The organism is Mucilaginibacter sp. P4_E8, from assembly GCF_056401495.1.
In genome coordinates, this window is sequence record NZ_JBFUJG010000013.1 from 41,115 (window position 1) to 60,271 (window position 19,157).

At 42.7% G+C, this 19,157-nt stretch carries 19 protein-coding genes; 12 read left to right on the plus strand and 7 right to left on the minus strand.

Annotation, left to right across the window (positions count from 1 at the left end; translation table 11 throughout):
• Positions 1-76 precede the first annotated feature (76 nt).
• The 4 genes from AC1DRQ_RS08110 to pgmB form a co-directional block, all read right to left on the minus strand.
• Positions 77-2,551, minus strand: coding sequence for a glycoside hydrolase family 31 protein (locus AC1DRQ_RS08110; protein WP_477423495.1), 2,475 nt, complete (start codon positions 2,549-2,551; stop codon positions 77-79).
• A 144-nt stretch (positions 2,552-2,695) separates the two neighbouring features.
• A complete protein-coding gene (locus AC1DRQ_RS08115; protein ID WP_477423498.1) occupies positions 2,696-4,411 on the minus strand; it encodes an alpha-amylase family glycosyl hydrolase in 1,716 nt (571 codons plus the stop codon).
• Between the two features lie 27 nt (positions 4,412-4,438).
• Positions 4,439-6,751 (minus strand): glycoside hydrolase family 65 protein, encoded by a 2,313-nt coding sequence (locus AC1DRQ_RS08120; RefSeq protein WP_477423500.1) that lies wholly within the window; start codon positions 6,749-6,751, stop codon positions 4,439-4,441.
• A gap of 38 nt (positions 6,752-6,789) precedes the next feature.
• Positions 6,790-7,464 (minus strand): beta-phosphoglucomutase, encoded by a 675-nt coding sequence (gene pgmB / locus AC1DRQ_RS08125; RefSeq protein ID WP_477423502.1) that lies wholly within the window; start codon positions 7,462-7,464, stop codon positions 6,790-6,792.
• 160 nt (positions 7,465-7,624) lie between these two features.
• Here pgmB and AC1DRQ_RS08130 point away from each other — a divergent pair, with 160 nt between their 5' ends.
• From AC1DRQ_RS08130 to AC1DRQ_RS08145, 4 genes are all read left to right on the plus strand, one after another.
• Entirely contained in the window at positions 7,625-8,236 is a 612-nt protein-coding gene (locus AC1DRQ_RS08130; protein WP_477423504.1) for a Crp/Fnr family transcriptional regulator, read from the plus strand.
• 80 nt (positions 8,237-8,316) lie between these two features.
• Entirely contained in the window at positions 8,317-9,435 is a 1,119-nt protein-coding gene (locus tag AC1DRQ_RS08135; RefSeq protein ID WP_477423506.1) for an oxidoreductase, read from the plus strand.
• Positions 9,436-9,527: 92 nt separating this feature from the next.
• On the plus strand, positions 9,528-9,899 hold the full coding sequence (locus AC1DRQ_RS08140; RefSeq protein WP_477423508.1) for a hypothetical protein: 372 nt from the start codon (positions 9,528-9,530) through the stop codon (positions 9,897-9,899).
• 112 nt (positions 9,900-10,011) lie between these two features.
• Positions 10,012-10,542 (plus strand): ferritin, encoded by a 531-nt coding sequence (locus AC1DRQ_RS08145; protein WP_429394935.1) that lies wholly within the window; start codon positions 10,012-10,014, stop codon positions 10,540-10,542.
• A gap of 145 nt (positions 10,543-10,687) precedes the next feature.
• Here the strand turns inward: AC1DRQ_RS08145 and AC1DRQ_RS08150 are convergent, their stop codons facing one another.
• Complete coding sequence (locus AC1DRQ_RS08150) at positions 10,688-10,945, minus strand: (2Fe-2S) ferredoxin domain-containing protein (RefSeq protein ID WP_429394932.1); 258 nt, start codon at positions 10,943-10,945, stop codon at positions 10,688-10,690.
• A gap of 74 nt (positions 10,946-11,019) precedes the next feature.
• Positions 11,020-11,625, minus strand: coding sequence for a DUF6624 domain-containing protein (locus tag AC1DRQ_RS08155; protein WP_477423511.1), 606 nt, complete (start codon positions 11,623-11,625; stop codon positions 11,020-11,022).
• A gap of 121 nt (positions 11,626-11,746) precedes the next feature.
• Between AC1DRQ_RS08155 and AC1DRQ_RS08160 the strand changes: the two genes are divergently transcribed.
• From AC1DRQ_RS08160 to AC1DRQ_RS08185, 6 genes are all read left to right on the plus strand, one after another.
• Positions 11,747-12,184, plus strand: coding sequence for an SRPBCC family protein (locus AC1DRQ_RS08160; RefSeq protein WP_477423513.1), 438 nt, complete (start codon positions 11,747-11,749; stop codon positions 12,182-12,184).
• On the plus strand, positions 12,181-12,504 hold the full coding sequence (locus AC1DRQ_RS08165; protein WP_477423514.1) for an ArsR/SmtB family transcription factor: 324 nt from the start codon (positions 12,181-12,183) through the stop codon (positions 12,502-12,504). The genes AC1DRQ_RS08160 and AC1DRQ_RS08165 overlap by 4 nt, the downstream gene beginning before the upstream one ends.
• Before the next feature lies 1 nt (position 12,505).
• Positions 12,506-12,859: a glyoxalase superfamily protein gene (locus AC1DRQ_RS08170; protein ID WP_477423516.1), complete on the plus strand. Its 354-nt coding sequence runs from the start codon at positions 12,506-12,508 to the stop codon at positions 12,857-12,859.
• A 112-nt stretch (positions 12,860-12,971) separates the two neighbouring features.
• Positions 12,972-13,523, plus strand: coding sequence for a thermonuclease family protein (locus AC1DRQ_RS08175; RefSeq protein WP_477423518.1), 552 nt, complete (start codon positions 12,972-12,974; stop codon positions 13,521-13,523).
• A gap of 30 nt (positions 13,524-13,553) precedes the next feature.
• Positions 13,554-15,989, plus strand: coding sequence for a penicillin acylase family protein (locus tag AC1DRQ_RS08180; RefSeq protein ID WP_477423520.1), 2,436 nt, complete (start codon positions 13,554-13,556; stop codon positions 15,987-15,989).
• A gap of 115 nt (positions 15,990-16,104) precedes the next feature.
• A complete protein-coding gene (locus tag AC1DRQ_RS08185) occupies positions 16,105-16,440 on the plus strand; it encodes a hypothetical protein (protein WP_429394916.1) in 336 nt (111 codons plus the stop codon).
• Positions 16,441-16,501: 61 nt separating this feature from the next.
• Here the strand turns inward: AC1DRQ_RS08185 and AC1DRQ_RS08190 are convergent, their stop codons facing one another.
• Complete coding sequence (locus AC1DRQ_RS08190) at positions 16,502-17,173, minus strand: lipid-binding SYLF domain-containing protein (RefSeq protein WP_477423522.1); 672 nt, start codon at positions 17,171-17,173, stop codon at positions 16,502-16,504.
• Between the two features lie 219 nt (positions 17,174-17,392).
• Here AC1DRQ_RS08190 and AC1DRQ_RS08195 point away from each other — a divergent pair, with 219 nt between their 5' ends.
• Positions 17,393-18,379 carry a LuxE/PaaK family acyltransferase gene (locus AC1DRQ_RS08195; protein ID WP_477423524.1) on the plus strand — a complete coding sequence of 329 codons (987 nt, stop codon included), beginning with the start codon at positions 17,393-17,395 and terminating at the stop codon, positions 18,377-18,379.
• A gap of 59 nt (positions 18,380-18,438) precedes the next feature.
• Positions 18,439-19,122, plus strand: coding sequence for a PH domain-containing protein (locus tag AC1DRQ_RS08200; RefSeq protein ID WP_477423526.1), 684 nt, complete (start codon positions 18,439-18,441; stop codon positions 19,120-19,122).
• Positions 19,123-19,157 lie beyond the last annotated feature (35 nt).

Below are 19,157 nucleotides of genomic sequence, written 5' to 3' on the forward strand. Positions count from 1 at the left end.
TAGGATTAATGCCTCATCACATTGCTTAAACAAACACAGGTAAACAAAAAAGGCCCCGGTTTAGCGGGGCCTTTATCTATTTTATTATTTCGATATGCTTAAAATTCTTACTGAATTTAAACTCGACCGTGCCGTCGGGATTGATGATGAAATCCTTCACCACCTTGCCATCGGCAATTATTTTTGATGGTTTAAACGGTAAACCAATAATATTTAAGTGATAACCATCATAGCGGGGGGTATACAAACCTTCCATACTTTGGTTTATGGTTAACTCGCGCGAGCTACCATTTACCACAAACTTTTTCTCAAGGTAAATATCCTGCTCATAGGCAAAAGTTTCGCCGTAATCTTCAAACAGGAAGGAGTTAACTTCATAATCGGTGTAGTATATATTCAGTTTAACTTCTTCAATTTCCATCTGCCCAACATATTGCATTACCGGATACTCGGGTATCACAGCGCCGGCTTTAATAAATATCGGCATGGTTTCAAGCGGGGTAGCCACTGGTACTTCTTTTCCTCCGTCAACCACTTCGTAGGTCCAGTAATTAAACCATTTACCTTTGGGTAAGTATACATTCCGTTTAATTTGTCCGGGTTCCATCACCGGGCATATTAATATTTTATCACCATAAGTAAACTCGTCCTGGCGGAAGTGGTTTAACATCACATCCTGCTCATGCATTACTATTGGCCGTAAAATTGGGAAACCGTAACGGTGGTGCTCCCAAAAAGTAGAATACAAATAAGGTATTAAACGGTAACGCAGCTCAATAAATTTGCGATTGATAGCGGTAAATGGTTCACCAAAGCTCCACGGCTCGCGCTCTTTGGTATCACCAGCCGAGTGCGCGCGCATGAACGGCGAAAAAGTCCCCATCTGGATCCAGCGGGTAAACAGTTCGCCATCGGGCTCACCGCTAAAGCCACCTATATCTGTACCGCAAAACGATATACCCGATATGGATAAACGCTGGCACTGTATATTGCCTAATTTAAGATGCTCCCAGGAGGCCACGTTATCGCCCGTCCAAACTGACGAGAAACGCTGTACTCCGGAATAGCCTGCCCTGGTAATAGTAAAAGGGCGTTTATTTTTCATAATGGTACGCAAGCCCTCGTAGGTTGCCCGTACCATTTGCATTCCATATACGTTATGTGCCTTACGATGCGAACCACGGAAACCATCGTACTGGTGGCGCACATCATCAGGAAAAGTACCGGCTCCAAATACGGCAGGCTCGTTCATATCGTTCCAAACACCGGCTACGCCCATTTGCACCAGCTCATCAAATAAACCACCCCACCAGGTACGTACATCGGGGTTGGTAAAATCAGGAAACTGGCAACGGCCCGGCCAAACGTGCCCTTCCATAAAGTAATCATCACAACGACGACAGAAATAGCGGTTCTCTTTACCCTGTTTAAATACCTCGTAATTATCATCAACCCGTATGCCCGGATCAATGATCACTACTGTTTTAAAACCATCAGCAGCCAGTTCACTGATCATTTTTTGGGGATCAGGAAAATACTTGCGGTTCCAGGTAAAACAACGGTAGCCATCCATGTAATCAATATCCAGATAAATACCATCGCAGGGGATCTTATTTTCTCGGAAACCATTGGTGATCTTTTTCACTTTGGCTTCGGGGTAATAGCTCCAGCGGCACTGATGGTAACCCAGGGCCCATAGTGGCGGCATAGGATGCGTGCCTGTTAAAATGTGGTAGCTTTTTACCACATCCATCATGTGCGGACCGTGGATATAATAGTATTGCAGTTCGCCGCCATCGGCCCAAAAACTTGTTTTGGTTTTATCTTCGGCGCCAAAATCAAACTGCGCTTTAAAAGTATTATCAAAGAAGATACCGTGGGCAATACCTTCATTTACACTAATATAAAAAGGTATGCTGCGATAAAGCGGGTCCTGGTTCCAGGCAAACGAGTAAGCATCGGTATTCCAATTCTTTAACCGTTTACCACGAAGATTAAACTCGGTAGGTTTATCGCCAAGGCCAAAAAAGCTTTCGTCAGGGCTGCAGGTTTTAGTGCAAAAAACGTAGTAACCGCCAAACTTCACGTTCTCTTCCCAGTGCATAGGCACTGCATCGGTACTTGTTACGTGATTGCTGATATCAGAAAAAGAGATAAAGAAATCTTTTTTGCGGATATGACAGTTTATCGATTTAGTGGCTACACGAAATTCATCCTCATTCTCATACAAGGTAAATTCGGCGGCTTTATGTTCTAATTTTGGAACCGCGTACGAGAACTCTTCCAGAAAAACACCGTGAGGGGCCAGCCTTACTCTAATGATCTCGTCGGTTACAACAACTACTTCTACTTTTGCATCGCCATCAGTAAAATAGAATTTATTACCCAGCTGGTCGGCGTGATTTGGTACACCCAAATACTTTTTGATGATGGGCTTAATGCCATCGGCCGGGTTATTCAGGTGGTGAAACTCTTCTTCGTCTTCCAATAAATTCTCAGCTTCTACTAACTTACTGGTTATCAGCTCCTGATTTGGTACATTACTTTCCATTCAAATTAATTAGGGGTTCTGCAAATATACAATGTGTACTTACTACGCAATATACAACAATTGAATTAATTGAAAAATCATTAACTGTGCCACTAACGCTTATATGCACCGATTAATTATATTTTTTTTTAACAATTGTCAGATTCATCTCATTTCCAGCAACATCCCGCTGGTACCGGGCAATTCTATCTCCACCCCCACCTGTATATCATCTGTACTGAATTTAGTATCACTCAGCAGGTCGGTAAATTCTTTTTTGCCGTTTATGTGCAATTTTATCAACAGATCATCGGGCAGTTTTACGCGTATTTTGCGACTGTCGCGGTTAAAGTTTGTTATTACTAAGATATACTGGTTATTAGTATAGCGCATATAAATATACAGCAACTGGTCAAATCCGGGCTGGTGTTCATTAGCCATCATCAGCTCATAAAAACTGCCGTTTTTCAAAGCTTCGTTACTATGTACTGTGTTTAACAGCGTTTGGTAAAAACCTCGTAGTTTCTTTTGATGGTCAGCTAACCGGCCGCCATCAAATGCACCGTTATTGAGCCATTTCTGATGTTCGGGTACGCCGCAGTAGTCAAATATAGAGGTGCGGCCGTCATTACCACTAAAACCCTGGTTGCCGGGAGCAGCTTCGCCAACTTCCTGACCAAAGTAAATCATTACCGGGCCTATATTTAGCGTCGCGGTTACAATCATGCCCGGTACAGCCAGCCAGCCATCACCGGCAAAATCACCGGAAGCAATGCGTTGCTCATCATGATTTTCCATAAAACGCAGCATGTGCTGGTCAATACCCTGACAATGGTTGTTCCAAACATTGTTGATCTCCCAGGTACTTGAGCCATATTCGTTGCGGGTTAAGCGCCTAATGGCATCATACAGGCCCACTTTATCATACAGGTAATCAAAAGCGCCCTTGAATATATAGTCATAGTATTTATTTTTATCATAGGCTTCGCCGATGAATACTATACCGGGATACGCTGTTTTAAGCTTTGGTATTACCCAGGCCCAAAATTCAATGGGTACCATCTCTACCATATCGCAACGGAAGCCATCCACACCTTTCTGGCTCCAGTAACATAAAATATCATATACCTTATTCCACAGTGGTGGTATGGGATCAAAATGACCATTGCGGTTATCCATATAATCCACGCCGTAGTTTAGCTTCATGGTCTCGAACCAATCATTAATAGATGGTGTTGCGCTGAACACATCGTTACCAGTTGCTTTGGCCGGGTTTTCGTCAAACCGGCCATCTTTAAGCCTACTGGTAAATTCATCACCACCGGGATTATATCCGGCCGGAACAACAAAGGGCTGTCCGGGGATATAGTAAAAATCATTTTTGGGTTCAAAAGCTTTGCCCGTATCATCATCCTGACCAAAATCGCGTGCACCTTTTGGTTTTGTATCCGACGCGTAGGTACGTGCTACGTGATTAGGAACCAGATCCATCAATACTTTCAAACCGTTGTTATGAGTACGCTGTATCAGGGCCTCATATTCACCGATGCGGTTATGTACATCAACAGCCAGATCGGGGGCAATATCATAATAGTCTCTTATAGCATAGGGTGAGCCCGCCCTGCCCTTCACAATATCAGGATCATCATTCGTTATACCAAAGGCTGTATAATCTGTCATGGTGGCGTGTTCAATTACGCCGGTATACCAAATATGGGTAAAGCCCATGTTTTTAATTTCCTGCAGGGCCTTATCGGTAATATCGTTTAGCTTGCCAACGCCATTTTCTTCAATGGAACCATTGATTTTGTTGAGCGTTTTGGTATTGCCAAACAGCCGGGGCAGTAACTGGTATATGATGAGTTTATGATCTGTTTCCATTTAGTATCAAGTAGTTAGTATCAGGCATCAAGGCTTTTTTATTAAGAGTTCACTATTCGCATTCACTATCTGCTCCTTACCATAAACAATCACGCTGGTTTCTTTATCACTCAGGTTTTTAATTTGCACACCATCCCGGCTCACTTTTACATTAAGTACCGCTCCACGGAAACCAATATGAAACGAAAATGACGACCATTTTTCAGGAATAAAAGGATGGAACGATAGTTTTCCATCACGCACCCTCATCCCGCCAAAACCTTCTACTACCGACATCCAGGTACCAGCCATCGAGGTGATGTGACAACCGTCCTCGGTATCGTTATTGTAATCGTCGAGATCCAAACGCGCGGTGCGGAGGTAAAACTCATAGGCTCTTGCTTCATCACCCAGTTTGGCCGCTAAAATAGCATGTACACAGGGTGACAGAGATGATTCATGCACGGTACGCGGTTCATAAAAATCAAAATTCCTGCGGATGGTTTCTATATCAAACCGGTCCTCAAAAAAGTAAATGCCCTGTAACACGTCCGCCTGTTTAATATAGCAGGAGCGCAGTATCCTGTCCCAGCTCCATTTTTGGTTCAGCGGACGGTCGGCCGCGGGCAGATCTTTTACTAAGATCTGCTCTTTGTCCAAATATCCGTCCTGCTGCAAAAACACCTGTTGGTTTTGGTCATAGGGATAATACATTTTTTGGATAATGTGCTTAAACCTTGTAGTTTCGTTAGCCTCATCAAAGTTTATTTCGGCTACCAGGGCATCATATTTTACCCTGTCGGCAGCCTTTACCTTTTCGGCCACTTCTAAAGCATAACTCAAACACCAGGTTGCCAGCGTATTGGTGTACCAGTTGTTGTTGATATTGTTTTCGTATTCGTTTGGCCCGGTTACTCCCAGCATCACATACTGCTTCTTATCCTGCGACCAGGTGATTCGTTGCGACCAGAAACGGGCAATGGCTATCAGCACTTCCAGGCCATAATCAACAAGGTAAGTTTCGTCGGCAGTATAGCGCACGTAGTTAAAAATGGCATAAGCAATAGCCCCATTGCGATGGATCTCCTCAAAGGTGATCTCCCACTCATTATGGCATTCCGTGCCATCCATAGTTACCATAGGATACAGAGCCGCGCCATTTTTAAAGCCCAACAGGGCCGCGTTTTCAATGGCTTTACCTAATTGTTTGTAACGATAGAGCAGCAGGTTACGGGTAACTTTCTGATCGGCTGTGGCCAGGTAAAAAGGCACACAATAGGCCTCGGTATCCCAATAGGTGGAACCGCCATACTTTTCGCCGGTAAAGCCTTTAGGACCAATGTTCAGGCGGTCGTCCTCACCGGTATAAGTTTGATTAAGCTGAAAAATATTAAAGCGGATAGCCTGTTGTGCCGATACATCGCCTTCAATAATAATATCATTATGTTCCCACTTTTTGGCCCATGCGGCAGCTTGTTCGGCCAGCATGGTGTCAAATCCTTTGGTGCTGATGCGGCTTAAGGTTTTATCAAGTTGCCCGATCAATTCGTCAGACTTATGATTTTGCGACGAAAGGTTAGCTACATATTTTATAATGCTGATACTTTGCCCCTGTTGAGCCTGTATGCTAATTTTTGAGGCTATATATTTTTCTTTGGAGACAGGTTCGACTTGAGGCTGAATAGTTATACCATTTTGCAGGATACTAAACTTCATACCAGTTGCCACCTCAAAACCCGTTTTTTTGGTACGCATTATAATATAACCACTATCGGCTTGATTGGCTTTGCTTACCTCGTCCCAGAACTTTTCGTCATAATTGGAATCTTTGTTCACCACATCGCCATCAATAGCCGGAGTAAGTGTTATAGTGCCGTTAAAATTTATGGGGGTGATGGTATATTTAATAGAAGCGGCTTCATCATCAACCATGCTGCAAAAGCGAATGGCTTCTACTTCCACCTCTTTCCCGCCTGCTGTTTTGGCGTGGAAATTCCGTTTCAGATATCCCTCCTTCATATTCAATTCCCTGCGGAATCTGCTTACTTCGCATTTGGCCAGATCAAGCTGTTCGCCATCCAGATTAATATCGATGGTTGTCCAGTTGGCAGCATTGAGCACCTTCGCGAAATATTCGGGATAGCCGTTTTTCCACCAGCCTACACGGGTTTTATCGGGATAATACACCCCGGCTACATAATTACCCAGTAAAGATTGACCGCTGTAAGCTTCCTCAAAATTGGCGCGCTGCCCCATACGGCCATTACCCAAACTAAATACACTCTCAGATACCTGGTGATGTTGCGGATCAAAGCCTTCTTCAATGATGCTCCACTCATCGGGTTTTATATAGTTTTTCATTAGCCCCCCAACCCCCTAAAGGGGGAATGTTTTAAAGTTTATATTTTATTAAGTGCCCAATCCCCTGCTCCCCATTTAGGGGGCTGGGGCGCTTTATCTAACCCACTCACCACCATATCCGCTTCATGCAGTATATCCGGGTTACCTATGCCCACGGCTTTCATGCCGCCGGCTTTGGCTGCCTCAACGCCTGCTATAGCATCTTCAAATACTACGCAGTATTTTGGTTCAACACCCAGTTCCTGGGCGCCTTTTAAAAACACTTCAGGATCGGGCTTGGCCTTGCTTACCTTGTTGCCATCTATAATAACATCAAACAGGTGGGCTATATTCAATTTATTTAATATGGTCATGGAGTTTTTACTGGCCGAGCCTAATGCTGTTTTAATACCGGCGTCCCGGCAGCTTTCTACAAACTCCTGTGCGCCGGGTAAAATTTCGTCCGGGGTCATCTGGTTTATCATTTCCGTGTACCATGTATTTTTTTGAGCGGCCAGTTGCTCTTTTTCGGCTTCTGTTTTGATTACCCCTCCGCATTGCAGCACTATTTCCAATGAGCGCATCCGGCTAACGCCCTTTAGTTGCTCATTATCATGTTCGGTAAAATCAAAGCCAAGCTCATTGGCCAGGCGTTTCCAGGCCTTATAATGATAAATAGCCGTATCAACAATTACACCATCGAGGTCAAAAATACAGGCTTTTATATTGTTCATTTTATACTGTGTATGTGGACCCTAAAGTATTAAAAACTCATTACAATGCATTCAAAACAAACAATTATGACATATCTTGAAAATGGCTTACCTGCACAATCATATAATCAGCCATATAATCAGCAGCCAAACAAATATATTTGTTGATAAAATACCTGTTATGCCCTTTGCAGATACTCCCGAATTATACCGGTTTATTTTAACCCACGTGCTGAAAAGGATAAACCTCACTGCCGATGAGCAAGCCCGTTTTTGCTCCCTGCTTAGCGTACGCAAAATACTGCCGCGTCAATACCTGGTTCAGCAGGGTGATGTTTGCAAATATGAAAGTTTTGTTTGCGAGGGTTTCCTGCGTTCTTTTTATGTTGACGACAAAGGGAACGATCATACCCTGCACTTTGCCATGGAAGACTGGTGGATAAGTGATGCAACAAGTTTCATAAAACAGGTTCCGGCCACTCGTAATATTGTAGCCCTGGAGCCCTCCACCCTGCTGCAAATTGACAAGGCCGGTTTAGACGTATTGTATGCGGAAGTTCCCGCATTTGAACGGTTCTGGCGTATCCTGAATGAAAACGCCTGCATGGCGCAGGATCAGCGCATACTGAACGCCATATCCATGACCGGGGCCGAGCGCTATGAGGCCCTGATTAAAAAGTACCCGACACTTGAACAGCGTATGCCTCAAAAATATATAGCCTCCTTTTTAGGTATTACACCGGTGTTCCTGAGCCAGATCAGAAAAGGGAATGCTAAGCCCGATATTAAATAAGTTTAAGCACTTTTATTAAAATAGTTATACGCTGCACGGCTGCCTTGTTCCGCAATTTTGAATTCAAAAAAAAAGAATTCATGGAAACACACGAAAGCAGCTTATTTGACAAAACCATATTACACGGGCACAGGCTTAGCAACCGCCTGGTTGTAGCACCACTTACCCGGCGAAGCGCTACCCTGCAAGGCGTACCCACGCCCGAAATGACCGATTACTACACCGCTTTTGCAGCCGGGGGATTTGGCCTTATTATAACAGAAGGTACTTATACCGATGATGCGCATAGCCAAACCAGTTATAACCAGCCTGGCATCACCAATGAGCAACAACAATCTGCCTGGCGAAACGTGGTTGACAGCGTTCATCAATTTAATACGTTAGTTATTTGTCAGCTGATGCATGGCGGCGCACTTGGTCAAATCAGTGAAGAGAACATAGCGCCATCGGCAGTAAAGCCGGTTGGTTTAAAACATACAGAACCCGGAGAACCGGCCGGCGGCTTTCCGCTGCCCAAAGCAATGACCGCTGATGACCTGAAGAATGTAAAAGAGGGCTATGTACGATCAGCATTGCTGGCTTACGAAGCTGGGTTTGATGGTATAGAGCTTCATGCCGCCAACGGTTATTTGTTTGATCAGTTCATTACTCCCCATACCAATGTACGGACTGATGAATACGGTGGCAATACCCCTAACCGATTGCGCTTTTTGAGGGAAGTTTACACTGCGATAAGGGCCGCATTACCTGCTGAATTTATAATAGGCATCCGCCTTTCAGAAAGTAAAGTGAATGACCTTACTTACCGCTGGCCGAAAGGTTCTGCAATGGCTACCGAAATATTTACGGTGTTAAAAGATCTTGGCGCCAGTTATTTTCATATCGCTGCCGAAGGCGGTAACTGGGCGCGCGAATGTTTATATGCCGACGGGCAATCATCAAACGGAATAGCCAAAAAACTAACCGGTGTACCTATTATTGCAAATGGAGGGCTGCACAACACACTTACAGCTGCATCATTAATTTCAAGCAACCAGGCCGATCTCATCTCTATAGGTAAAGCGGCTATAGCTAATCCAAACTGGGCAAATTTGATTGCTGCCGGGCAACCAACCATTCCGTTCTTCAGTGAGCTGATAAAACCCAGCTTAACTTTGCAACATACTAACGCAGTTTTAAAGCAATGTGAATCAGCATAATGTAATTTATCATACAGAGTTATACTCCCTGTGGAGTATGTTAACAAAAAAACGCATGCTTTATTTGGATTAATTATAAATAATAACAACCTTTGTGGAGTTATATGATTACCACCACCGAAATAAATCAATGGACGGATGTTTTTAGTACATCAACAGGAACCATTTACCAAAGCGACGCTGAACGTTGCTGGTATGTTGATTTTGCCGGCAAGGTTGCCAAATTTGATTACCGTTGCCTGCTAAAACTCCGTAAATCTGTTTATCATATTGATATTGAACACGCGCTGCTAAACACTACTAAAGATCCTGATGTAGAGATCATATTTATTTGCGCCTGCGATCACTGCTATGTACTGTCGTTATTACAAATTATTGCCCTCAAAGAGCTACTGGAAGGCACCTTTGTAATGCTTGAACTGAACCATATTTTGCACGATCGCCTTTGCAGCATTCCCGTATAGCTATTTAGATTAAATTCATATTGTGTTTAAATTGGATTAATGTAAACTTATTGCATTATTATTGTGTATAATATTGATTATAAGTTCATTTACTCATTCAATTCATACTGCTATGAAAGACCTGATCCGTGTAAAAAGTCTGATTTCTAACGAAATAGAAACGCTTTTAAACCAGCAAGTTAAAAAAGAAGCACACTCATCATCTGTATATTTGTCAATGGCATCATGGTGTAACCGTAATGGTTATGATTTTTCGTCTGACTATTTTTTTAAACAGGCCGAAGAAGAAAGACACCACCAGCTAAAATTTTATAAATATATATTGGATATGGGCGGTAATTCCGTGTCTCCTGAAATTACAGGCATTAAACATGAATATAACTCTTTCCGCGAAGTGTTTGAAGAGGCATTGGACCAGGAGATCAGCGTTACACAATCCATCAAAAACATTTATGCCCGTTGCATGAAAGAACAGGATTTTGTGACCATGGAATTTTTAAACTGGTTCCTGAAAGAGCAACGCGAAGAAGAATACAAAGCGCGTCGTGCACTTGAACTGTTTGATGTTATTGGTGAAGAAGGTACCGGCAGATGGCAGATAGATAAACACGTTGGCGATATAAAATATAATGGCGAGGCATAAGAAGCCCCCTCTAAATCTCCCCCTAAAGTGTGAGACTTTTGATAAACAAAATAAAAAAGATCCTTCGCGAAGCGTGAAGGATCTTTTTTATTTTTTATGAAGTAAGATTAAACTGATTTTTTGAGGACCGTCTTGAGGAAGCGCTTTAAATCAGATCCAGCAGCTTCAGCACATCCTTAGCATGATATTCCTTTAGCCAGGTATTGCCCGGTTGTATACTGCATACAGGAGCAAACTTGCACCGGTCCGTACATTCTGTCTCTATAATTTCAATTTCCTCTGATCCGTGATGATGTTTGGCATATGATTTAGCAAGCTTGTACATATCCTTACCACCTCTTTTTCCGCATTTGCTGCCGGTGCATACATACAGTACTTTATCCGGTATAGTAAATTTACTCATGAGGATATTAATTTATTGTTAATGTTAGCTTAACAAAGTTAAGGCAATAAAACCTCATTTGTACAATCTACAAGTCATTCAAAACTTTTCAAGTATTTTTCCAGGGGTTCCATACCCATTTGTTTACGCAGTTTGTTCACCTCCTTTGGATATTTTAATGGAAAAGGTGTTGCCTTATGAGTTTTCAGATCAGTACGAACCTGCGTGCCATAAATTTGTTTTTGATGTTTGCTCACGAGTACCCGGTCAGTAAGTAAAGCATAATTTCCCTTGCTGGCATTATTCTTATCCACTTCCTTTTTTAATAAAACCAGCACTTGTTCCTGAAAAGGAACATCATCATCACAATGTTGTACGATGGCCCAAAAATCATTACTCGACTCGCCTACCAGGTTATAACCGGGATACCCATATTTTTTAATGATCGCTTTAGCCTTGACTTCATTTATACTATCCGTTTCTGCCCACTTACTTTGAATAGTTTCGTCACTATAAGCTGATTTCTCTTTTCGCTGTACTTTAATAAATTCCTTCCGCCAAAATTGATCATCCTTAAACATCGAATCAATCTGTTTAATTAAGGCAGCATTTTGTTTGCCTGATTGGGCATAGGACACAATAGTAAAATACCCCAAAAGGAGTATGGTATTGAGGAATGTTTTTATTATTAATGTTTTCATAAAGTATTTTTAAAACTAAATATATAGTTAATAAATCCTTCTTTCCTAAAAAATAAATAAAATACCATTTGCGTAACTCAAAAGTTACATATATATTTACGTAACCCAAAAGTTACACGTTGTGAAAAGAGACCTTGTTATTAAATGGTATTTCCCCCATCCGCCCGAAAAGGTGTGGGAGTGCCTTACCAACCCCGAACTGGTGAACCAGTGGCTTATGAAAAATGATTTTAAGCCTGTTGTTGGCCATAAATTCCAGTTTCATAGCAGGCCGATGCCCAAAATGGGCTGGGATGGTATTGTTTATTGCGAAGTGTTGGAGGTTGTGCCTGGCAAAAAGTTGGTATACACCTGGAAAGGCGGTCCAAGACCCGGCGTTATTGGCCTTGACACCCTGCTCACATGGACGTTAAGTGCTGAAGGTGAAGGTACCCGAATAGTATTGGAACATAGCGGCTTTAAAGGTTTCAAAAATATGATAGCCAGTATGTTTATGGAAAGTGGATGGAAAAAAGGCATCCCCCGCAGGATGGGCAAAGTATTAAACGAAATGCAATGAGAACAAACACAGATCCCTTTCAGGCCCTTGCCGACCCAGGCCGGCGGGCTATACTAATGCTGCTCTCACAGGATAAGCAGTCAATAAATACCATTGCAGGTAATTTTGACATTAGCCGCCCAGCGGTTTCAAAACATGTTAAAGTGCTCTATGAGGCAGGCCTTATCCTGATAAAAGACAGCGGCCGCGAGCGTTACTGCGAACTGAATCCAACCGGCTTTGACGAGGTTAAAAAATGGCTGGAATTTTTTGATCAGTTCTGGAAAAACAAGCTGCAAAACCTGGAGAATCTTTTAAACCAACAACATAAAACCAAATAACATGAAAGCAATTGAAATTATCTCTATCCCGGTTACCGATCAAACTAAAGCAAAAGAATTTTATCAAAAACTGGGTTTCGAGATTGTAGCCGAAGCTCCCTTTGGTCCAAACCAACAGTGGATACAACTGGCTTTTCCCGGCTCGGCAGTTTCCATAACCCTTGTAAACTGGTTTCCCGAAATGACCGCCGGCAGCATCAGTGGCCTTGTCATAAAAACCGATGACCTTGATGCCGATATTAAAGATCTGACTGAAAAAGGAATAACATTGGGCAAAGTAGATAATACGCCCTGGGGTAAGTTCCTTGCTGTTAAAGATCCTGATGGCAATACGGTGAGCTTACATGCTGATTGAGAATTGTCTGAACCACGATTTATCAGATTTTTTGGATTTGATTTGAAATCGTGAAAATCACCTTAATCTATTTAATCGTGGTTCAGACAAAAAAAATCTGCACATTTGAAAAATGTACAAAAAGCATTCTGCCTTACTCCTCATTATCCTTTTTACCTTATGGGGATGTAGCCCCAGACCTGATAACCTTTATAAAGTAGTAAAAATAAAAGATGGTGATACTTTGGGCCTGCTCACCAATGATAACCAGCAGATTACCGTTCGCCTGGCCGAGGTTGATTGCCCCGAAAAAACACAGGCTTTTGGGCAGGCCGCTAAAAAATTCACTTCTGATCTGTGCTTTGGTAAGGACGTTAAGCTGGATGGCAATACAAAAGACCGCTATGGCCGCACCGTGGCCCTTGTTATTTTAACCGATGGTACCAACGTAAATTATCAGCTGGTAAAAAGCGGTTATGCCTGGCAATATAAGGCTTACTCAAAAAGTGTGGAATTAGCCAATCTGGAGCAGCAGGCCCGGGAAAATAAACTGGGTCTTTGGCAGGACGCCAACCCTACCCCACCCTGGGAATTTCGCCGGGGAAAGAAACCCGTGAGCCAGGAAAATAAGCCTGTTAAAAAACATTACAGGAAGCGCAAACCAAAACTTGAGTATACCTTTTAAAATACTAACTTTATAGCAATAACACTACCTATGAAGTTTATAAAAGCCTTCCTATCCATAGCCTTTACGCTCGCCCTGATCTGGACGCTGCAAACAAAAATTGGCCCGGTGCCGCCAATAGGCCGGTTTTTAAGTCCGGCCGATGGTTTTTGGCAAAATGCAGAAAGCAAAAACATCTTAACAAGTACCCATTTAATACTCCCGGGTCTTACCGGCAAGGTTACTATTAAATATGACGAGAACCGTATCCCGCATATTTTTGCCGAAAACGAGCATGACCTGTATTATGCACAAGGGTATATTACCGCTACTGACCGTCTTTGGCAAATGGATATACAAACCCGCCAGGCCGCAGGCAGGCTGGCCGAGGTACTTGGCCCTCAATTACTGGAGGTTGACCGTTACCACCGCCGTATGGGTATGGTTTTTGGTGCCGAAAAAACTTTAAAGGCCATGATGCAGGAGCCGGCCGTACGTAAAATGATTTTGGCTTATACCGATGGCATTAACGCTTACATTCACCGCTTGCATTCACGGCAATACCCTATTGAGTTTAAAATGCTTGATTATGCTCCCGAAGACTGGCAACCTATTAACTGTGCGTTTTTGCTCAAGCTGATGAGCGAAACACTGGCCGGCAGTTCAAACGAGTTTGCCATGAGCAACATTTTAAAACAGTTTGGCGCAAAAACCACCAATGATCTGTTCCCTGATTACCCTTTTCGTGAAGATCCCATTATACCCGTGGGTACCAAGTGGGATTTTAAACCGCTACCCATCCCCAAACCATCTGTAAGCTTTTTGGCACAGATGAATGACAGCGCTAAACGCGTGGTAAAAGCCGAGGGCATCGGCAGTAATAACTGGGCGGTATCGGGTAGTAAAACAGCCAATGGTTATCCCATCCTGGCTAATGACCCTCACTTAAATCTTACATTTCCTTCTATATGGTACCAGGTGCAGCTTTCGGCGCCCTCTGTAAATGTTTATGGAGTATCGTTACCGGGTTCGCCCTGCGTAATATTAGGCTTTAACAATAACATAAGCTGGGGCATTACCAATGTAGATGCCGATATACTGGATTGGTACCAGGTTAAATTTAAAGACAATAAAAAAACCGAATACTGGTACAATAACCAATGGAACGAAACCAGCCGGCGAGTTGAAGTGATCAATATTCGCGGACAAAAGCCTTTGTATGATACCGTTATTTACACGCACCATGGCCCTGTGGTTTATGAAGATAAAGCCAAAAAAGGCGATGGTCCTGACTTTGTACCGGTTGGCGACGCCTTAAGATGGATAGCCCATGATGCATCGGACGAATTGATGACCATGTACATTTTAAACAGGGGCAAAAACTATGCTGATTACCGCAAGGCCCTGACCTATTTTAATGCCCCGGCATCAAACTTTGTGTTTGCCAGTAAGGATAATGATATTGCGATTACTCCAAATGGAAAATATCCGCTCAAGTTTAAAGACCAGGGTAAATTTATCCTTGATGGAGCCGACCCCGAAAACGACTGGCATGGCTGGGTGCCGTTTGATCAAAACCCTACGGTTAAAAACCCGCCACGAGGCTTTGTGAGCTCAGCCAATCAATCATCAACTGATCCTACTTATCCGTATTACATCAACTGGTCATTTGCACCTTACGAGCGAGGCAAACGCATTAACGACAGGCTTGCCGCCATGCAAAAAGCTACGGTTGATAGTATGCGCATACTGCAAACCGATACTTACAGCATACGTGCTCAGGATATTTTACCCTCTATGTTAAAATATATGGATGCCTCAAAAATGGATCAAACCCAGTTAGCGGCTTTAAATATGGTAAAAAACTGGAACAAGGATTATGCAATTAACTCAACTGGTGCTACAGTATTTAATGCCTGGTGGCTTAAAGTTTATAATATGATTTGGGGTGATGATTTTGCAGCGAAAGATCTGCAGGAAAATTATCCATCGATGGATAGAACCGAACAGCTTATAATTCAAGACCCTAACTCCAAATGGTTTGATGATACCCGCACTCAGGCAAAAGAAACCTGTGCCGATATTATTAATAAAGCATTTAAAGCTTCGGTTAATGAGTTAAGCCACCACTATGGCAAGCCGGGCAAAAGCTGGCAGTGGGGATCAGTTAAAAAATTGGAGATTATGCACCTTACCCGGCAGGAGGCTTTTAGTTCCGGTAATTTTCCTACGGGCGGTACAGGTTCAACAATTAACGCGCTTAATAACGGTCACGGCCCGTCATGGCGTATGGTGGTACAAATGGGGCCAACCGTAAAAGGCTATGGTATTTTACCCGGCGGCGAATCAGGCAATCCGGGCAGCTTTTTTTACGACGATATGCTGAAAACCTGGCAGCAGGGTAAATTGAAGGAACTATTGTTCCTGCAATCGGCCGATGAAATGCCCGATCGTATAAAAAGCACTTTAAACATTGGCAGTAAATAGTAAAGTATCAAGTAGTTAGTATAAAGTATCGAGACACTTATAGTTTTTCATAATTTTCAAAGGTCATGATACTTGATACTAACTACTTGATACTAAAAAAATAAATTATAAGATTATGTTATTCCTCATTATACTCATATTATCATTTGCCAGCGGTTTCTTTTTGCCCTGGTGGGTAGTGGCTATTGCTGCTTTTTCTGCAGCTTTTTTCACAGGTAAAACTCCAGGGCAGGCATTCTGGTCGGGCTTCCTGGCTGTATTTATTGTATGGATAGTACTGGCCCTGTTTAAAAGTATCCCTAATGATCATATATTGGCAATAAAAGTAGCTCACCTATTTCACTTACCCGGCTGGGGTTACCTGCTGGTGATCACCGGGATAATTGGCGGTTTGGTAAGTGGCTTTGCAGCACTTTCGGGCTTATTGTTAAAAAGGGCATTCGAAAAATAAACCCACAAAAAATGCCTGGCAAATATGCCGGGCATTTCATATTGCAAATAATGCTACGATCTTAAAATGCGTCTATAGCATCCTTTAACACCTTAACACCGTCGGTGTTATTTTTGTCTGATGCAAAAATATCCTGCGATGAAGCTTTATCTCCATAAAAATTAGCATTCGCGGTTTTATCAATAGCTAAGTTGGAGCCGTTGATAGTGATACCGGCAAATAATCCGCGGCTGCGTGAGTAAGAGTAAACCTCGGCCTGTAGTTTATAATCGGTACTTGCTGTTGAGCTGCGACCAACCGGGCCTGCAGCGGCAGATATATCACCACCAATGGTGAAATCGCCATTTTTAACCTTGGTTAACACACCTTTATGGTGGAATACCAGTATCAGATCAACAGATTGTACACCTATCTGCAAGCCAAAGCTACCTCCTGTTAGGGTTACAAAAACAGGATCGCTCCATTTGCCATTGGCTAATTTTACCATGGCAACACCTCTGCCTCGTTTACCACCAATACCAAAACCGGCATTGATCAGTTTAGGGATAATAACAATTCCTTCGCTCTGCTCCATCAGCTGATGCGGGATGGTTTCTTTCATTTTGCTGAACTCCTTTAATACGTTTGCCGCATTATGAACGCGTTCCGTCTCCTTATCCGGAGACTTGGCCGATATCAGCACGAAGAAAAGGCTTAATATCAGCGGGAACTTCAAAAATTTTAATGTTTTCATGGGGTCAATCTTTAAATTACGATTTATAGTATGTTGTTAATATAATCAACTCCAAAAATGTATACTTGTTTTTATATATCATGTAATTCAGATATCATATTATTTTTTCGTCTGAACCGGGATTGCAAATCAAATCCCAAAACCAGACTTACGAAGTTTTAAAAACTTCGTAAGTCTTACGGATAATCTGCACATCCTAATATCTATCTTTGCAAAATAATGAACACACCGGGTAAGCAACAGGTATTTTCCATCAATGGCGCAGATGATTTTAATTCAACAGCCCTGCAAATTTTTCAGCACCAGGCAAAAAACTGTACTGTTTACAAGCAGTTTATTTCAGGCTTAAATATTGATATATCCACGGTCAGATCAATTGAAAAGATACCTTTTTTACCAATAGAGTTTTTTAAGTCGCACCGGGTACTCAGCACTAATCAACCGGCCCAGGTAACATTTACCAGCTCAGGCACTACTGGCGTAACAACCAGCAGCCATTTTGTTACAGATAAAACCTGGTATGAGGATAGTTTCCGTAATGCTTTTAACTTGTTTTATGGCGATATTAGGGATTATACCGTACTGGCCCTGCTGCCCTCCTACCTGGAGCGCGAAGGCTCGTCATTGATTTACATGGTTGATGACCTGATCAAACAATCTGAAAACCCGGATAGCGGATTCTTTTTATATAATCACGATGAGCTGTATCATCAGCTTAAAAAACAGCAGGATGCCAAAAAGCCTACACTTTTAATTGGTGTTACCTTTGGTTTACTCGATTTTATAGAAAACTACAAGGTAAATTTCCCCGAACTGATTGTGATGGAAACCGGCGGTATGAAGGGCCGGCGCAAAGAAATGATCCGCGAAGAACTGCATACCGTTTTATGTAACGGCTTCGGTGTTAATGCCATTCACTCCGAATATGGGATGACTGAGCTGCTATCACAGGCTTATTCAACAGGTGTGGGAATTTTTATATGCCCGCCCTGGATGAAAATCATCATCCGCGATACTAACGACCCCATCAGCACGTTACCAGATGGCAAAACAGGCGGTATCAATGTAATCGATCTGGCCAACATCAACTCCTGTTCGTTCATTTCAACGCAGGACCTGGGTAAAACCTTTGCTAATGGCTCATTTGAGGTTTTAGGCAGGTTTGACCAGTCGGACATTAGAGGGTGTAATTTGCTGATTGCTTAAAACTTATAGGCAACTGAAGTATTATTATTATTTTTGTACGCATCATAAATGCTGAAAACATGATTGAGAAATTTTTGAACGAGGAACAAGATCCTAAAACAGTAGAAAAAGTTTATTCCCGTTTAGTCGACCTGCTTTCTTCTGGTGAAGAGATCATTTATATAGCGGTTCAGAAAAAGCCATTGGTAAACTTATTTCCTGACTGTATAGCCATAACAAACAAACGCATATTGTTTTTTACACCGGCCAATCTGGGCTTATCCATCAAGTTTGTTGATTTTGTTTGGAAAGATATTGTTGACGTACATACCAAGGAAGAAATTATAGGTGCCGTATTTAGCGTAAAAACTACCAACGGAGCCGAAATGGCTGTGGATTACCTGCCTAAAATTCAGGGCCGCAAGCTATACCAATACGCGCAGGAACGCAAGGAAGTAGAGCGTGAAGCCCGCCGTCAGCGCGACCTGGAGCAAAAACGTGCCGAGTCGGGTTCTATACAGTTTGATAACCCGGCTGCTGCCCATGCGGCAACAGCACAGCAAACTTATGCCGCGCCTGCCCCGGTAGCCGTTCAGCAACCCGCACCTCCACCAACTCCAACTCCTCCTCCCATAGTGCATGAAGCGCCAAAGCCTGATGAGCTTACAGAGAAATTAAAAAAACTTAAAACACTGTTTGATAACGGCCTGATATCGCAGGAAGAATACAACCATAAAAAACTTGACCTCCTGAGTGACTTATAACAGTCATTAGGTCATTATAAAAAAGGGCGATGGAT

Bases quoted from the DNA above. Each gene is read 5' to 3' on its own strand.
- AC1DRQ_RS08150 (WP_429394932.1), bottom strand. From the start codon at position 10,945: ATGAGTAAATTTACTATACCGGATAAAGTACTGTATGTATGCACCGGC.
- AC1DRQ_RS08145 (WP_429394935.1), top strand. From the start codon at position 10,012: ATGAAAGACCTGATCCGTGTAAAAAGTCTGATTTCTAACGAAATAGAA.
- pgmB (WP_477423502.1), bottom strand. From the start codon at position 7,464: ATGAACAATATAAAAGCCTGTATTTTTGACCTCGATGGTGTAATTGTT.
- AC1DRQ_RS08200 (WP_477423526.1), top strand. From the start codon at position 18,439: ATGATTGAGAAATTTTTGAACGAGGAACAAGATCCTAAAACAGTAGAA.
- AC1DRQ_RS08165 (WP_477423514.1), top strand. From the start codon at position 12,181: ATGAGAACAAACACAGATCCCTTTCAGGCCCTTGCCGACCCAGGCCGG.
- AC1DRQ_RS08180 (WP_477423520.1), top strand. From the start codon at position 13,554: ATGAAGTTTATAAAAGCCTTCCTATCCATAGCCTTTACGCTCGCCCTG.
- AC1DRQ_RS08155 (WP_477423511.1), bottom strand. From the start codon at position 11,625: ATGAAAACATTAATAATAAAAACATTCCTCAATACCATACTCCTTTTG.
- AC1DRQ_RS08195 (WP_477423524.1), top strand. From the start codon at position 17,393: ATGAACACACCGGGTAAGCAACAGGTATTTTCCATCAATGGCGCAGAT.
- AC1DRQ_RS08110 (WP_477423495.1), bottom strand. From the start codon at position 2,551: ATGGAAAGTAATGTACCAAATCAGGAGCTGATAACCAGTAAGTTAGTA.
- AC1DRQ_RS08135 (WP_477423506.1), top strand. From the start codon at position 8,317: ATGGAAACACACGAAAGCAGCTTATTTGACAAAACCATATTACACGGG.
- AC1DRQ_RS08115 (WP_477423498.1), bottom strand. From the start codon at position 4,411: ATGGAAACAGATCATAAACTCATCATATACCAGTTACTGCCCCGGCTG.
- AC1DRQ_RS08175 (WP_477423518.1), top strand. From the start codon at position 12,972: ATGTACAAAAAGCATTCTGCCTTACTCCTCATTATCCTTTTTACCTTA.
- AC1DRQ_RS08120 (WP_477423500.1), bottom strand. From the start codon at position 6,751: ATGAAAAACTATATAAAACCCGATGAGTGGAGCATCATTGAAGAAGGC.
- AC1DRQ_RS08190 (WP_477423522.1), bottom strand. From the start codon at position 17,173: ATGAAAACATTAAAATTTTTGAAGTTCCCGCTGATATTAAGCCTTTTC.
- AC1DRQ_RS08185 (WP_429394916.1), top strand. From the start codon at position 16,105: ATGTTATTCCTCATTATACTCATATTATCATTTGCCAGCGGTTTCTTT.
- AC1DRQ_RS08130 (WP_477423504.1), top strand. From the start codon at position 7,625: ATGCCCTTTGCAGATACTCCCGAATTATACCGGTTTATTTTAACCCAC.
- AC1DRQ_RS08170 (WP_477423516.1), top strand. From the start codon at position 12,506: ATGAAAGCAATTGAAATTATCTCTATCCCGGTTACCGATCAAACTAAA.